Raw genomic sequence first — 16,657 nt, forward strand, 5'->3', positions numbered from 1 at the left:
CTCGTGGTCGCGCTCAAGGCGGGCACTGCTCTGCTGATCACTGGCGAGCGTGGCGGAAGCAGGAGTAGGAGCCGGAGCCGGCTGAGGCGCGGCGCGCCCGCTCTCCTGCCGGCGCGTGATGCGCCAGACGTAGAACATGCGCTCAAGGGCGGTGATCTGTGAGAAGACCGCCAGGAGAACCAGTGCCCAGATCTCAATGCCCACAATCAGGCCAATGGCCAGGATGACGACACGTTCGGGGCGGGCAAGCAATCCAGTTTTACATTCCAGTCCCAGGCCTTCGGCGCGTGCCTTAGTATAGCTAACCATCAGCGAGCCGACAACAGCGACGAACACCAGGACAATCATCCAGAGCTGCTCATGGCCAAAGGGCCAGAGCTGCTCATGGAGAGCTGGCCGCTGCAACACGTACCAGAGCAGCCCAAAGAGAATGATACTTTCCGAATAGCGGTCGAGAGTCGAGTCGAAGAAAGCGCCAAAGGTCGTAGCCGCCTGGCGAACGCGAGCCACAGCCCCATCGAACATGTCAAAGATGCCAGCAAACAACACCAGCAAACCGCCTGCCACCAGGTACCCCTGCGCTATCACCAGGGCTGTTAAGCCGCTAAGCAACAGCCCGACCAGCGTTAACATATTCGGAGTCACGCCAAGGTTGGCCAGCGGTCTGATAATGAAAGCCACCAGGAGTCGAACTTGTTGCTGGATGCGTCTGCTTAACATATCTTTATTGTACCATACCCGGCCCTCTTCGGACTAGCTCTTTTTTCGCAGCGAGCCTGCCGCGAGGGCCTCTGAAGATGACGTAGACTACGCACTACACGACCAAACGAAAAGCCGCGAACAGTCTCCGTGCCGTGACACTCGCTGACAGGCAGTAGCCAGAGTCCGGCAGCGAAGGGAAGGCAAAGAGCAAGCGCCAGCAGCGCGCCGCGCAGGTCGTCGGTGAGCAGCGTAGCCAAGCGGTGGCCAGGATGCGGCGATCGACGTTGAGCCGACGGCGGGCACAGGGACAGCGCCTTTGCTGCCTGTGCCCCGAAGCAAACTACATCTTGCTGGGCCATTCTTTTCTTATCCTCGCTCGCCGAAGCGAGGCGAGACTCTTCATCGTCCTGCTGGGCTTGCCTGGGCTTGAGTGGCCTTGAATGGCTCGGCTGACCCTAGCCGGCCTTCTGATTCGCTCCAATCCCATCCGCTCGCGAGCACTGCCTTGCTCGCCGCGCTTGCTGACCGCAGGGGGAAAAAGACCGTTTAGACCGGCTCTCGCTCGCGCAGCGTATAGAGGAGTTGCCTCTCCTCCAGCAACTCCTGATAGTAGTCCAGCACGCGACGCGCAATCTGCGGCCAGGCATACTGCTGACTGGTTTGCAGGCCAGCTTCAACCAGGCGCCGCCGCAATGGTTCATCTTCGAGCAGGCGACAGATGGCCATACTGAGCGCGAGGCTATCACGCGGGGGCGCTAACAGACCATTGAGGCCATGAGTAATGACTGTGGCATAGCCCTCGATATTACTCGCCACCACTGGTACGCCGGAAGCCATTGCCTCCAGCAGGACCACCCCCAGGCTTTCGCCGCCGATCGAGGGTGCACAGAAGACATGGGCGCTGGCAAAGTAGCGTGGCAGCTCCTCCGCCGAAACACGGCCCACAAAGACCACATCCTGCCAGCCCTGCTTCTCGACAAAGCGTTCGAAACCGCGCTTCAACCCGCCTTCGCCCACGAAAATGAACCGTGTGTCGGGATGGCGCTCACGGATCGCGGGGATAGCGCGTAACAGATATTTGGCGCCCTTGCGCTTCTCAAACCGCCCGACAAAGAGGATGTTCCGCTTCCCATCCATGAACCAGGGCAAAGGCTGGTTCCAGATGTTGAAGCGCTCCAAGTCGACCCCATTCGGGATCAGGCGATAGTCCGCCGGAAAGTAGCGTGACACGAACTGGTAGGCCGCCGGTGAAACGGCGATGCGCCCGGCCAGCCGGCGAAAGTAAGGGCGCAGGAAAGGATGCAGCGATGCATAGGCCAGATAGGGTGTGGAGGTGATCCTGGCAGCAGCAAAGGCATGAAATGTCCCCACATTGATCGCACGCGAGAAACGGAGCACCGCCAGGGGCAAACCGGGAATCAATGGCTCGTGCAGATGGATAATGTCAAAGCGTTCGTGCTGCAACACGGAACGCACGCGCCGCCCCAGATAGGGGTTGAGGGCCACGCGAGCGATCGAGCCATTAAAAGGAACGGGTGAGGCCCCGGCCATCTTGTAGACCTGTTCCTCTGCCAACCGCTCGTCATCTTGAGAGACCGGGGCAAGGATGCGCACCTCCAGACCCATTCTGCGAAACTCACGCGCCAAATGGCGGACATGTTCACGCACTCCACCAGGATAGCTCCAGTCGTATGGAGTCACGAGACCTATTTTCACGAGTCGCTCCCTGCCTTACAATGTTGTAGAGACGCGACTATCCCCTGGACCTTACGCAAGCCCGGCCACGGTCCCCTCCTACTCAGCCAAAGGCGCCATACAACATTTTACCAGACTTTCGCAAGAGCTTGCCTCTACCAAAAGGAAGACTCTGCGCACCTCACGCCGCAAAGACACGACGATTCTTCTGATTTCGCTTGCTAAAGTGATACTGAGCTAGTTGGAGATAATCGTACATCTGCCAGAGCCGTCCTCCGGGGGCAGTGGTGCCGGCTAGCAGCGACGCACGCAGATCCTGAGCCGTGCGCCCTTCGAACCAGGTGCAGCCGCGGCCAATGGCGTTGAGGGTATGGGCGTCGCTGTTCCCGACCTCGGGGAGGCGATAGACCTTGCGATTGGTCCGCATAGCCACCTGATTAGCGTAGATGCCGCAGAAACTGGCGTTCCAGGTCTCGATGCCGTCGAGCTGCACGGTGCCCGAGCTGGTCAGGCGATCAAGTACTTCGCGCTGGCAGCTATGGCGGAAGAGACGATGCAGGGGATGGGCTACGATGGCCAGTCCTCCCTGTTCATGGATGAGGGCAATGCTCTCCTCCATGCTCAAGCCGGGAGGGATACGCTCTTCGATGAAGAGCGCCAGTAAGTGCCCCTCACGCGTGCTGACTTCTTCGCCGACGATGTAGTCAAAGCGGTAGGGTCTCTTAGCCCACAGATCGCGGGCGCGCAGTGAGCCATCAATGGCGTCGTGATCCGTGATGGCAATCACATCCAGATCACTGAAACGTTCAGTATATTCGAGAATCTCTTCTATTGTCGCCGTCCCATCACTGCAGGTGCTATGAATATGGAGATCGGCCCTGCCCAGCTTTCCAGCCAGATAGGCTTCGGCAGCCGTCATCTGCCGATGGCGGCCCAGCAAGCGCTTAGCCAGGCTGGCGGGCCGGAATTCCTCTGTCATCCTGTTGCTCATACGTCTAGCCATACTACTCCTTCAACGTTGAGTGAGAAGATGTGGAAGGAAAGCTCCTCTCGCCCAGGAGAGCGGAGACGGTTTCTCCACAGCCACTCACTGGACAACCCCTATTGGCAGCCGACGACGCCCTCTTGCTCTCCACTTTCCTCTCCGCTGATCCGGCGCCGTCCCTGACCCTGCTCCTCCGAGTCCGCCGCCGTAGCAGGCGCGGCAGGCGAGTCAGCCGGGTGGTCCAACCAGACAGGCGCGAAGACAAGCCACTGCTCGGGATGGGCCCGGATATAGCGTTCCATGACCTGGACGATTGAGCGCATGAGGGCGTTCGGGTTCTGCCGCTCCTCTTCGGGAAGGGCCAGGGAGATCGGTGTAAATTCTCCCTGCATACGCGTTCCTTTGAGACGCCAGCCGAAGGCGCCGACGAGGGCTGCGCCTGTGCGCTGAGCCAGCAGGGCTGGCCCTTCTGGCAGGCGAGCCGGGGCCCCGAAGAAAGGGACCTCAACGCTCTGGCCTACGACAGCCCGATCGGCGGTGATCAGCACAAGCTGATTCTGGCGCAATGTGCGCAGAATTGCGCGCATAGTTGTGCCATTGCCAACGGGCAGATACTTAATGCCGTGGCTGCAGCGCAGGTTCAGCATCAATTCGAGCATGCGCCGATCCTTGAGCTGTTCGACTGGGATCACCAGCTCATAACCTCTGGCGACCAGCCATTGGCTCAGATAGTCAAACGGGCCGAAGTGGGCAGAGATGATCAGTACTCCCTTGCCTTGGGCCAGGGCGGCTGCGAGATGCTCCTCACCGCCAGGAATGATATTATCGACAATTTCTTCGACTGGTACGTAGGGCAAGCAAAAGCCTTCAAGATAGTTGCGCACGTTATTGATAAACATCTGGCGCACGGTGCGCCTGAGACGCCGACGTCCGAGGCGCGTGGCCTGTACCTCTGGCCCCAGCACATGGAGCATATTGGCGGTGGCCTGCCGCCGGGCCTTCACTGCAATCATCCAGGCAAGCCAGCCCAACAACACGCTAAGTGCAGGTAGCCAGCGACGCGGCAGGCGCGGGACAATGACAGCGGCAAGGCGAAATAGTAGATACATCTTCGTCGTTTTCTGGCGCAAGGAGCGCGTTTTCTCTTGATATCCTGATCCGTTGCCCTGGAGTACCCTGCCCAGGCCTCTCCTGACAGCGGCTCACGCTTGCTGATCTCATCTCGCCTACTGCCGCCGGCGCGGAGCCGCCCGAGGACTGGGGCACAAGCATGACGCTCACCTCGTGTATCGCGGTACCCTCCGCCGCGCGTCGTTCAGTTGTAGCAGCGCTGAGGCGCCTCGCCTGGCCGCTGTCTCTCCAGGCAGGCTGGCAAAAAGCCAGCAGGCCTGTTGCTCGTCTGCAGCCTAGGGATCAGCGGCGGGCCAGAATGGACGAAACATGTACCACTGATCGGGATAAGTACGGACCATCTCCTCCAGAGCATCAAAGATAGACTGGGTCAGGCGCACCACCTCGGCCTCGCGGTTCTCCCCGGGCTGAGGGAAGACGGGGGGAAAGGCGCGCATATAGTATTGTCCCTTTCTGCCATACCAGACGAAGCCGGACATAATCGCTGCGCCTGTCCTTACAGCTAGCCTTGCCGCACCAGCCGGTACATACGTTGTGCGCCCGAAGAATCTGACGGGAACGCCCTCATCCTCCGCCAATGGACGATCTATGACAATGGCCAGCATTTGGTTTTGCTGCAGCACACGCAACATCGGTCGGGCCGAGCGTTCCATCGGGATAATCGAGATCCCCTTATCCTGGCGCTGCTTTTGCACCAGAGCATTGAGCTGTGGATCGGCGAAGGTTTCGGCGATAGCAGAGAAGGGCACTTCGCGGGCGATAATGGCGCCTGCCAGGTCCCAATTGCCAAAATGGGCGGTGGTGAGGATCACGCCGCGGCCAGGCCGGAGCGCCTGCTGAAGGTACTCGCGCCAGGAGGAAGCTCCTCGCGTCAGGTCGCGCCCTTGCCGTTCAATGGCCTCAATATCGAGATGAGCGAAGCTCAAAAAGTCCGAGGCGTAGCGTCCGTAGTTGCTCCAGGAAGCCCGCGCCAGCCGGCGCACGGTGCGATCGCTCGGGGAGCGGCCCAAAACCTGGGCCATATTGTGCTGAGTTACCTGGCGTTTTGAGCGCCAGGCCAGATAGCTTGCCGTTCCAATTGCCGCCCCGAGGGCATGACGCAAGGGCCGGGGTGTGCGCCCTGCAAGCGTACTCGTACCACGTGCCAGCCAGTAGATGACAGACACCGGTTACTCCTCCAGGTTGACTTCAACCGCCGCCTCCGCTTTGGGGAGACTCCCGACGGGCAGCGTTGCCAGCACGAACCCGGGATCGACCAGTTGCTGCAGCCGCTGCAGGCAATACTGAAAGCGCTCTCTATCCAGAGAACAATAGACCTGACGTCCGGCACGACGCATGCGGGCCAACCCGGCACGCTGCAGCTTCCGCAGATGCCAGGAGACCAGCGGCTGGCTGATCTCTAAGGCATCGGTGAGGGCAGTGACTGTCATCTCCTGCTTCCGCGCCAGGTGGTAGATGATAGTCAGGCGCACGACGTCCGCCAGGGCTTTCATCATGGTTTTCAGTTCACGCCAGTCATTCGATCTGTCCAAGTCGACCCTTCTTTGCGTGCGCAGACGATTTTGTATAAATCTTTGTTTATATACTAACGCGCGCCGGCAAGGCTGTCAAGATGGGAATTGGGACGGCAGAGCTGTGAGAGAAGGCGGCGGGCAATTTCTGACGGCAGCGATAGAAGCAGTAGAAGAGCAAGCGATTGGCCGTCTCGGCGCTCAACCAGACCAGCGGTGGGCATAAGGAGGCGCAGGCCTCGGCGAGAGCAGTCAGATGGCCAGGGAGCAGCGGAAAGAGCAGGAGACTGGTCTGCTCCTGCTCCTGCCAGCGCGCAGCCTGGAACGCCAAAATAAAACAAAACCGGAAGTGGGAAACCTTCATGACCACTTCCGGCTCTCTATCCGAGCATGAGCATCATTGCTTTGGGCCGTGCATTCATGGGGGAAAGAGTGGGTGACCAGGGACTCGAACCCTGAACCTAGCGAGTGAAGCAGACAGCCAGCACAACTTTTTTTTCTGGTCGGCCACGTGGTCGACCAGCACATCGCACGTGCTGGTTATCCCCTCCCGAACCGGACGTGCACCTTTCGATGCATCCGGCTCTCCAGAGAAGCACCTTTAGGCGCGCTTCTCCTGCGCCCCTTCCCCATGTATCAGCCATTACGCTGATCGTTTGAGTACTATGGGCGCTCCGTCACCATGAGCTACAAGGGCTTAGCTGAGCGGTTAGCCGCTTGTCTGCTGGTGCTCCCTGCAGCTTTTAGGTGATCCCGTAGTTCCCACAGCGCCCCGCTCCGTACGTAGGTCTCCCTTTGGCAGAATCGCCTACCTGGAGGGAGCATTCGTCAGCCCTCCTAATCACAGCTGACGACTCCGAGGCAGGCCTTTGAGGGATTCAACCCTTTACGGGCTTGACCATATACGGCCTAGCTGCCGCTGCCACGAACCGAGACCAGTCGCGTCACTTCCCTCTCTTAGCGTGCGCAGCCAAGTTTGGGGAGAGCGATCAGGCGCGGCTCATCATCAGCAGCGACTTTTCCATCATGCTGTTGTCCCCCGCCACCTTTCGGCACGAGGTAAGATGGTGCTTTAGCCACATCTGCTCCAGTGGCATCGGGTCTTTCCCGACAGGGACGCTGTGAGCGCAACGGCGCACTTAAGAGTCGCTTGCTCTACCGATTGAGCTAGTCACCCAACCTAACAGCGTACCGCAGCCTCAAGCTTGCTTCGAGTGCTGCGGTGGCACTGCACAGTGAAGGATAGCATATCTGCAGGCTCCCGTCAAGTAGGGAAAGGGCAGTTAGCGGAAGTCCGCAGATGCTTCTTTCCGCCCTCGTTTTGCCAGCGGCCTCAAGCGAGTACGCTGCGCAGCGCAGCCCAGCCCAGCCCGGAGGCCAACGAACGCGGGTAGGCTCAGTCCTGAGCTGGCAGAGCGCTGGTGGATGTTGCCGCATGACCTGCGCCCGTGCCATAGCGGCTTAAGAGGCCGCTACCCGGACCGGCACCGCGTCCAGCGAGCAACGGTACAGCGGCAGTTGTGGCCAGCGGTTGCAGCTTTGGACGGCGGGGGAGGGAACCAGACCAGGGCACTGCTTCGGACCAGGCGCTGAGAACGCTCTCCTGGATATCCTGCTCTCCTGACACGCCCCAATGAGGCAAGGCATCTGTATCGCGCTCGGAGCAGGAAAGCGTCAGACCTGGACTAAAGGATATCGCCGAGGTCGTCGTGGCCGGCACAGAGCCGAGCACCAGGGTGTCGGTGACAGGCTCCGAAGCAGGCAGGGCGCTGGCAGAACTGGCATCGAGCAACAGTAGACGCTGTCGGCGGCGCAGCCAGATGGCTCCCAGCGCTAGCGCCAGCGCGCAGCCCAGGCCCAGAACCACCGGCATGACGCTGCTTTGCTCAACCGACTTGTTCGATCCGTCGGTGAAAGCGGCAGCCGTTACCCCGGGAGAGGCGCCGCCAGAAGCGCCGACCGGCGGGCTATCCTCGCGCTCGGTATGCGTCTGCTGGGCAGCTTTCTTCTGCAGGGCTGTCGCGATCTTATACTTCAAGGTGGCGGGCGTTGGAGTTGGCGTCGGCGTCGGAGGCGGGGCCTCACTGCGATAGAGAGTCATTAAATTCATGACCTTAGCGGCCCACGAACCTGAGCTAGAAGTCCCAACGTAGGGACCGGCGATGAGATAGACAGTAGTCAGCCCGCGCGCAATATAGCGCTGCTGCACAATAGAAAACCAGTCCTGAATAGCAGCGGCATAGGAAGGGTAGATAGTATAGCCACCGGCGTCGCTTGGATAGCTTGGGCTGGCCCGCACTCCCCCAGGATTACGGTCGCCCAGTCCAACCCCCGCCGCCCCCTGGTTGGTTTCGACATACCAGACGGCCAGCGCAAAGGCGTCATCGATGTTTGTTTGGCGGGCTGCCTGTTCAACCACCTCCCCCGTACCGGCCATCGGAGTCGACGCCAGAATACGATTGACAGTGGCGGCAGGCAGAGTTGGCGGCCCCAGCACACTAGCGCCGCTGGCCTGGCTGCCGCTCCCACCGCTGGCGAGCTGCCAGGTGAGCACCACAGCCCCAACCAGGAGCAGCGTCAGGCTGATGAGCACAGTCTGCAGTGAACGCCGGAGATGCGGCAACGGGCGCGCCGGCTGGGTAGTCTTGATGATCAGCTTGCTCTTCATCATACTCCTGTCTATGCTTGAAGCCAGAGAGGCGAGCCGCTCCCCTTGCCACGTCTCCACCGTGCCTCACTGCAGATTCTCGCGTCGCTGAGTCAGGCCGGCCCTTATACTTACTTGTACTTGCCTCGTTGGTCCTCGCCTGACCTTGATCGATCTTCTCAGCTTATACTTTTTGAGCAGGTTTCACCGCTCTAAAGTATGATAAAGTTGAACAGGCATCCAGAGTCTTGCTCTCTTCCTACGCCAGGAATGGCGGTCGGATGTCTGAGAGGGTCTAAGCTGATTGTACCATGCAGCGCGAATTTACTTGTATCAATAGCATCCAGCATAGGTAGTATCTCCCATAAATGGTATGCTATACTGGAATGCACGAGAGCTACGCTACGAAGGCGCTGCAGGTCCTCTGCCTGGCTTGGCCGGGCTGGCAGGAGCAAACAAAAGGGCGGCGAGCCTGAGCCGGTCTGGCGCCAGCGGTGGACCACGGAGCTTTGATGTCTGTGTGAGGAGAGACAGGGGGTTCGCCATCGGTCCCATCAGTTCACAGAACGGTCAGGGAAATGCCCAGACGGGACGCCTGGGACGCAATACCCTGCTCCACAAGCGCTATATTATCCTGCGCGTGATCGGTCAGGGTGGCATGGGAGCAGTGTACCAGGCGCGCGACACGAAGCGGGGCGAAATCTGTGCAGTGAAGGAGATGAGCCTCTCTTCTGTGCCACCTAGCGAGCAGGGGAAGGCTCTAGAGAACTTTCTGGCGGAGGCTACGATCTTGTCGCGCCTCAGCCATCCTAACTTGCCCGCCTTTACTGACTTCTTCAGCGAGGGTGAACGCCATTTTCTGGTGATGGAGTATATCGATGGAAAAACGCTGGAGGAGTTGCTAGAGGAGAATGGCGGGCCGTTTCCTGAACGGCGTGTGTTGGGCTGGGCTCGTCAGCTCTGCGACGTGCTGGAGTATCTGCATAGTCAGCAGCCGCCGGTGATTTTCCGCGATCTGAAGCCCGGCAATATTATGCTGCGTCGCGATGGGCGCATCAAATTGATCGACTTTGGTATCGCGCGGCTGGTACGGCGTTCTTCCTCGCAGGACACGCAGCTGCTGGGTACTCCTGGTTTTGCTCCTCCAGAGCAGTATGGCAGCGCCCAAACGGATCAGCGTTCAGACATTTATTCGCTGGCAGTGACGCTGTTTCAGCTCTTGACAGGCTCGCTGCCAGAGAAAGGCTTTGGATTACCTGACGCCCGCACATTGAATCCGGCGATCTCGCCGACCGTGGCTCGGGCCTTAGAGAAAGCGGCCTCGCTCGATCCCAACGATCGCTACCCCAGCGTTGCCGTTTTTCGGCGCGCCCTCTTCCGGGTGGGAACGCTGCCTTTCGAGAACGGGCAGGAGGCTACGACGCCTGAAGAGCTAGCAGAGCTGTGCGCTCGCTTTCCCGAGGAGGGGGCTGACTACCTGTTTAACGGAGAGATCGAATCATGGCTAGAGGAGATCGGCGAGAGCGATTTAGCGCGCAAGGTGCGCCGTTTACGAGCGACGACCGGTGATCCTGAGCTTGGTGTTGAACGGCTGATTCAGCTGATCATGGGACCTGACGCCCATCTGCGCACGAAGCCCCAGAAGCTGGCCAGCGCGACGGTCTCTGCAACTGCTGAGGCGACGCGCGGGCGGTCGCCTGCACGTCCTCGCAAGGCCTCCCTGATGATCGTGCGTCCAGCTACGATTAATTTTGGCCAGGTCTATCCGGGCCTCTCTGCCCCTATGCTGCTCACCATTACGGGGAATCAGGGGTCAGTCGTCCAGGGCACGATCCAGCCTGTGGAGCCGTGGATTATCGTTGATCAGACCCATTTTGATGGGATGAGCACCCTGGTGCGCGTTCGGGTCGATAGCAGTCGTCTGGCAGGCTCGCAGCGCTATAGTGGTACCATTGTGATTACACCTCAAGGCGAGACAGCAGGGAAGCCGGTGGAGGTGAAAGTAGAGGTGGAGGTCATGGACTATACCGCACCCGGCCCTGTGACGATCAGCGGAACCAGAGCAGGGAGCGGTCAGGTCTCTGGCAGCGTTGGCGCTGGGGCCGGTCAGCGCTTACTTCCTCCCGGCCAACGCTCTGGCTCGGTGGCCGCCGCTTTGCCACCCTATATTAATCCCCAGGATGAGGCTTATAAGGCGAAATATGGTCAGCCGGGTGGTTGGGACCCATTGCGCGCCTCCCCTGCCGAGCGGCGTCGGCTTTATTGGCTACAGGTCTTTGCTGCTGCTTTGCTCATGCCTTCTCTGTTCTATGAGCTATTTTCACAGCTACCTTTTTTCTCACGTACTCCTCTTCCTCCTGATCCTGCTTTTCTGCCGATATTGCTGGCTATGCTACCGCTGGCACCACTGGGGGCCTTGCTGCTGAATACCGATCATGGTTGGCAGCGCCCGGCCCTGTTGAACCGTTTCTGTACGGGATTGGTCGTCACCCTGGCAGCTCTTGGTATTCTGGAACCCTCCTGGCATAGCTTTTTCCAGGATGGTGCGCCCCCATTCCATGCCCTGACCTTGCTCGTTCTGGCTGCTTTGGCTGGTGCTCTGGGCAGTAGCCAGACTATCAGCAGTCGTTTGCTGGCCGGGACGAGCTGGGCGATGAAGCGCTTCCGTCTGCCGACTCTGGCCCTGATCATGATCGTTGGTGTTAGCCTGGGCCTAAGTCTGGCTCTGGGAACAAGCCTGAGTCTGCTGACACCTCTGGCTGTGGCTGCCGGGGCGGCTGTGGCCCTGGCCCTTATCTTCCGTGTTGATCGACTGATTGGGCATCCGTAGCTGCAGGTGAGTAAGAGCAGTGATGAGAGCTGTAGAGCCGGCACAGCCGCAGAGAAAGGGCAAAGTGATTGTAGTACTGGGTCCCACAGCCTCGGGTAAGAGCGCCCTTGGCATTCAACTCGCGCAGCGCTTCAATGGAGAGATTGTCTCAGCCGACTCGCGTCAGGTCTATCGAGGCCTAGACATCGGCACCGCTAAGGTCACGCCGGAGGAGCGGGCCCTGATTCCTCACCATCTGCTTGATGTCGCTGATCCCAGCGAAGTGTACAGCGCTGCTCGCTTTCGTGAGGAGGCGCTGACAGCCATCGAGGCTATCCTGAGCCGTGGCAAACTGCCTTTGCTCGTCGGCGGTTCCCCCCACTATATTCAACTGGTCGTTGACAATCTGCAGGTGCCCCAGGTACCGCCCGACATGGAGCTGCGTCGTCAGCTTGAACAGCGTCCACTGGCAGAGCTGGTTGCCGAGCTAGAGCGCCGCGATCCGCGGACCGCGGCCCGCATCGACCGGCACAATCCGCGGCGGGTGATTCGCGCTCTGGAGGTCTGCCTCCTGACGGGCCGCCCTTTCTCTGAGCAGCAGGGAGCGCCTGCCCCTCTCTATGAGAGCCTGCTACTCGGCATCCATTGGCCGCGTGCGGAGCTGTACCGCCGCATCGATCAGCGCGTTGACGAGCGCCTCCGTCAGGGTATGGTCGATGAAGTGCGTCGCTTGCTGGCTCAGGGTATCAGCCATGAGCGCCTTGAGGCTCTGGGACTGGAATATCGCTTTATCAGCCGCTGGCTGCGGGGAGAATATGAGAGCGAGACCGTAATGGCCGAACATCTGAAACATGCGATTCATGATTTCGCCCGCCGTCAATTGAGCTGGTTCCGACGCGATCGGCGCATTATCTGGCTGGAAGGTCCCGATCTGGAGCGAGCCGCCAGTGAGGTGGCGCGTTTTCTTGGAGAGAAGAGGAGCGGGGCCTGCTCTGTAGCCGAGCAGGCTCCGCGCTCACCTGATAAAGGCGACCAGAGGTCTCCAGAGAGCATGGAGACAGGCAGTTAACGCGGTCTGGCCAGCCCCATTGACGGAGCCTGCTCCTGGCCGAGCAGGCTCCGCGCTATTTGTTACCTGCTGCTTGCCCAGCCTGCCAAGAGCTGGTCATATGGCGAGCTTCCTCGGGAGCTGAAGGCCGCCACGCGAAGGCATCGGAGACCCGGATCAAGCAGGCGTCAGGCAGGCAGTTAGGCAATCTGTCAGGCTAAGCCACTACGGAGGTTGCTTCAGAGCTAGCCTCTGGCCCTTCCTCGGGCGAAGGGCGGCTGCCAGAGCCGTTGCCGTTGAGAGAGCCAGGAGGCGTCACCACAGGCAGATTGCTCTCGACCACTTGCCCCCCATCGATCAAGAGATAGTAGGGGAACTGCGCGGGATCGAAAGCGCTGCTATGCGAGATAAAGAAGATCTGCTCGAAGTGTTGCCCGAGCATCTCACCGGTGACCACCTCGACCACTGCCTGTGCTCGCCGCTGATCGAAGGAGCTGAGAGGCTCATCGAGGAGCAAAAAGCCCGGGGCCGCGCTTAGCTCGCGTGGCAGAGCAGCGATCGCAAAGGCCAAACGCAGAGCGAACGAAATTTGATCTGCCGCACCACTCGAAAGCGCTTCTCGCGGGATATATTCGCCTGCCGCCGAGTCCCAGACGCGCCAGCGCAGAGGTCCACCGCTAGCGCTGCCCTCCTCCGGTTCCGTGATCAGTTGCACATCGTGATAGCGACCGCTGGTCAAGAGGGGCAAGATTTGCTGCATATAGTACTCGGTGCGCGGAATCATCTTGCGCATCAGGCGCTCAATGACCGCGGCAATCAGCATGCTACCCCGCTTCTTCGTCTGATAGGTGCGCTCTTGCTGCTCCATGCGCCTGCGAGCCTGCTCCAAATCAAGCTGCTCGCCGCCCGTGCCGAGCTGCTGGCTCAGCTCCAGCTCCTCCTGCTCATGCTGCTGCAGCTCCTGCTCCAGACGGGCACGCTCCTCCTCCAAGCGCTGGCGGTCGCCGACCCCATACTCACCGACGAGAGGCCAGACCGCCACAATCTCCTCACGCTGATAGCCCTGGGGAGCGGGGCGGCCACGCAGATCCAGCAGCGCCCGAATCCGCTCCTGGATCTCTTCGATCTCCTGCCGGCACAGCTCGATCTTAGCGCGCGAGGCACCTTCCTGTACCTGCAACTGCTCCAGCTCCTGGAGGATGCTTTCCTCACTGGCCGCTTGCAACTCTTGCTGACAGCGGGCGCGCAGCCCATTGAGCGTCTCGGCGAAGGGATTAGGCGGAATAATCCAACTGCCGAGGACTGTGCTAAACTTCGCGAGTTGCTGGTAGTAGCCTGAGAGGGACTGCTGACGCTCTTTCAGGAGCGCAGCGTAATGCTCGCGGCGTCCCTGTAACTCGATGCGGCGCCCGAGGGTAATATGGAGCGCCTCCAGCTCACGGCGAGCCGCGCTTTCTGCACTGCTAACCTGAGCCTGGCCGAACTGCAGACCGAGAGGCTTGACACGCTGGCGCAAAGAATCTGTTAGCTGCTGCAAAGCCTCTCTGAGAGCAGCCTGCTGCTCGCGCGCGCGGGCCAACTGCTGGAGAGGATCGCTCGTCTGAAAGCGCTCAAGGCGTCCAAGCAAGACCTGTTTGCGGGCCTGGAGGCTCTCCAGCTCCTGTTCACAGACCTTGATTTGTTCCTGCAGCTCAGCAATAGCATCAATCTTGCCATCGAGCGCAGCGATCTCCAGCTCTGCGGTCTTCAGAGCCTCATCAATGATGGCCTTTAGCTCAGCATGCCTGGCGGGCGAATTAAAGACATTGGCTTCAAAAGTCGGAATCGGGAGGCCCTCCTGCCCCATCAGAGTGGCCAGCTCATGGCGAGCCTGCTCCACGGCCACCAGGTCGCTGCGGAGCTTGCTATGAATATCATCCCAACCTTTAGAGCGCGCCTCCTCTTCCAGATCGCTCACCTGCTTGCGCAGAGCAGCCAGGGCCTCGCTTGCCTGAGCCACCTGCGCCCGCAAAGTGGCCAGTTGCTCACGAGCCTCAGCAAGAGCCTGCTGCTCATTACTAGAGGAGCGCTCAGCCTGGGCCTGCTCGATCAGGCGACGCGCTTCATCGGGAGAAGCCGGCACCTCGGCCCCAAGCGCCCGAATCTCCTCTTCAACACGAGCCAGAGCCTCCTGACCGCCATTGGCACGTGCCGCGGCCTCACGGGCCGCTACCATTGCCCGTACATGATTAAGAGCATCCTGCTCACGCTGTAAGGCCTGCTGGACAGAGACGCGCGCTCGACTGTAGCGGATAAAGAGAACGATGAAAGCAGCAACAGAGGCAGCCGCCAGCACAATGCCAATCACAGCCGGGATCAGAAGCTGCGACAAGGCCCACCAGAAGCTCACGGATGCCATGATCACGAAGGCGACTACAGCTATAACCAGAAAAGCGAACAAGCGGCGCGCCACACTGAGAGCAGCGGCAGCCTCCTGGTGACAGCGCTCATGCTGTTGATAAGCGGCCCGGACCTGCCGTTCAGCCTCCGTCACGCCACGCAGTTTGTCGCGCAGGCGCAGCCATTCCTCAAGCTGGCGAGCCAGCTTCTGACGGCGCCAGCGTTCCTCATAGGTGGTGACCCGCTGTTCGGCCTGGCGCATCTCCTGCTCGCAACGCGCCTGCTCCTGTTCGGCCTCTCGCAGCCGACGGCGCATCTCCTCAATGCGATTCTCTAGCTGCTCAGCCTGCTCACGTGCCGCCAGGCGCTGGGCATAGCGCTCCTCAGCCTGACGCAACGCCTCTAAGCGGGAAGCCAGATGGCGTAGACGGCGCAATCGCTCCTCCAGCGATGGGCGTCCGGCCCGGCGACGCTCCTCCAGCTCGCTACGCGTCAGGCGGGCCTGCTCAAGACGGGCCTGGGCGCGACTGATCTGCGCCTCCAACTGCTCAAGATTCTCCTCAAAGGTCGTGCGCTCCTGGACCTCCTGCTCCAGTTCCTTAATCGTGCTCACGGTGGCCAGCAGGTCGGTCGCCATGCGCTCCAGCGTACCGAAAGAGCGAGAGAGATCCTCTAGCTCGCGCACACGCTTTTCTAGAGCGGGAAGCTCCTCACGCTCGCGAAGCTCCAGATCAGCGATTTGGCGATCCAGCTCGGGTAGCTCGCGCCGGGCCTCAGCCATCTCATCGTAAGCGGTAATCAGCTCAGCCAGGATAGCTTCAGCCTTCTTGAGCTGCTGTACACGCGCCTGGCGGCTCTTCAACTCAGAGCGCTTCTGCTGGATGGCAGCCAGATTGCGCTCCTGTTCGGCGATCTCCGCTTCCTGCTGCTCGATCTCCGCCAGATGTTCATTCACTGTGACTGCGTCCAGGGCCTCTTCGACCTGACCCAGCTTGGCACTAAGCTCAGGAATACGCGCTTGCAGCTCGGCCAGGCGCAGGCGAGCAGAGCACTCACGGAGCTGCTCCTCATCTTCGGGCGTTAAACGAAACTGCTCAGCCAGGCGCGTTAGCTTCTCCAGGCCCAGCAGGCGGCGCAGAGCGACCTCCCGTTCGCGACCACTGATCTGCTCAAGCCGTTGGAGTCCCTTCTGTTCGATCAAGCACGAGTTGCGCAATGTCTCGCCATCAAGGCGGCCCAACTCGGCAATGATGCGCTCATTAGCGGCGCGTAGCTGAGTAATTGGCTCACTCTCAGGCATCCCCAGGCGGCGCACCAGGAGTGAGACACGCTGACCATTGCCACGCTCAATCGTGCGCGTGACAGTCAACTCAGTGGCGCCGACGGAGAGAGTCAGCTTAACCGTGGCCTCGGACTCTCCGTACATAATCAGGTCGTCCAGCGCCCGTTTCTCCCGATTTGTAGTGAGTGGCTCGCCAAAGAGAGCAAAGTAGATACACTCAAAGAGGGTTGACTTACCAGCCTCGTTCGGCCCCTGGATCAGGATACTTCCGCGCTGGGGAAAGTGCAGATCTATGTCGCGCAAGAGCCTGAAACGCTCGACCGTCAAGTGTTTTAGAATAATCATTGCTGCTTCACTCCGTTCACACTCCTCTCGGGAGATGCGAGCGCTCTCCGCTGGTCCCTCTTCAAGCAAGAGAGAGGAGAGAGGCCAGCATGCTCGCCGCGATCCGCCCTTACGCTACCACAT

Annotated in this window: 10 protein-coding genes and 1 pseudogene; 2 read left to right on the plus strand and 9 right to left on the minus strand. The window is 60.2% G+C overall.

Translation table 11 applies throughout. The features are described from left to right. Nucleotides 1-221: 221 nt before the first annotated feature. The 8 genes and pseudogenes from AC6H1L_RS11505 to AC6H1L_RS11540 form a co-directional block, all read right to left on the minus strand. Nucleotides 222-720 (minus strand): annotated as a pseudogene (locus tag AC6H1L_RS11505) (CDP-alcohol phosphatidyltransferase family protein); the annotation flags it as partial. 528 nt (nt 721-1,248) lie between these two features. Beyond that, nucleotides 1,249-2,418: a glycosyltransferase family 4 protein gene (locus AC6H1L_RS11510; protein ID WP_497597646.1), complete on the minus strand. Its 1,170-nt coding sequence runs from the start codon at nt 2,416-2,418 to the stop codon at nt 1,249-1,251. 160 nt (nt 2,419-2,578) lie between these two features. After that, nucleotides 2,579-3,400: a PHP domain-containing protein gene (locus AC6H1L_RS11515; RefSeq protein WP_497597647.1), complete on the minus strand. Its 822-nt coding sequence runs from the start codon at nt 3,398-3,400 to the stop codon at nt 2,579-2,581. A gap of 98 nt (nt 3,401-3,498) precedes the next feature. Further along, nucleotides 3,499-4,491: a lysophospholipid acyltransferase family protein gene (locus tag AC6H1L_RS11520; protein ID WP_497597648.1), complete on the minus strand. Its 993-nt coding sequence runs from the start codon at nt 4,489-4,491 to the stop codon at nt 3,499-3,501. Nucleotides 4,492-4,788: 297 nt separating this feature from the next. Further along, nucleotides 4,789-5,679, minus strand: a complete 891-nt coding sequence (locus tag AC6H1L_RS11525; protein ID WP_497597649.1) for a lysophospholipid acyltransferase family protein — start codon at nt 5,677-5,679, stop codon at nt 4,789-4,791. A gap of 3 nt (nt 5,680-5,682) precedes the next feature. Then, nucleotides 5,683-6,045 (minus strand): ArsR/SmtB family transcription factor, encoded by a 363-nt coding sequence (locus AC6H1L_RS11530; RefSeq protein WP_497597650.1) that lies wholly within the window; start codon nt 6,043-6,045, stop codon nt 5,683-5,685. 46 nt (nt 6,046-6,091) lie between these two features. After that, the gene (locus AC6H1L_RS11535; protein ID WP_497597651.1) at nt 6,092-6,388 is read right to left on the minus strand and encodes a hypothetical protein; all 297 of its coding nucleotides are present in this window, start codon (nt 6,386-6,388) and stop codon (nt 6,092-6,094) included. A 1,032-nt stretch (nt 6,389-7,420) separates the two neighbouring features. Continuing rightward, nucleotides 7,421-8,695, minus strand: a complete 1,275-nt coding sequence (locus AC6H1L_RS11540; protein ID WP_497597652.1) for a hypothetical protein — start codon at nt 8,693-8,695, stop codon at nt 7,421-7,423. A gap of 496 nt (nt 8,696-9,191) precedes the next feature. Between AC6H1L_RS11540 and AC6H1L_RS11545 the strand changes: the two genes are divergently transcribed. Continuing rightward, nucleotides 9,192-11,501, plus strand: a complete 2,310-nt coding sequence (locus tag AC6H1L_RS11545; RefSeq protein ID WP_497597653.1) for a serine/threonine protein kinase — start codon at nt 9,192-9,194, stop codon at nt 11,499-11,501. 64 nt (nt 11,502-11,565) lie between these two features. After that, a complete protein-coding gene (gene miaA, locus AC6H1L_RS11550; RefSeq protein ID WP_497597654.1) occupies nt 11,566-12,549 on the plus strand; it encodes a tRNA (adenosine(37)-N6)-dimethylallyltransferase MiaA in 984 nt (327 codons plus the stop codon). 196 nt (nt 12,550-12,745) lie between these two features. Here miaA and AC6H1L_RS11555 read toward each other — a convergent pair whose 3' ends face one another. Next, nucleotides 12,746-16,534 (minus strand): AAA family ATPase, encoded by a 3,789-nt coding sequence (locus AC6H1L_RS11555; RefSeq protein ID WP_497597655.1) that lies wholly within the window; start codon nt 16,532-16,534, stop codon nt 12,746-12,748. Nucleotides 16,535-16,657: the final 123 nt, after the last annotated feature.

Source organism: Thermogemmatispora argillosa (assembly GCF_059696725.1).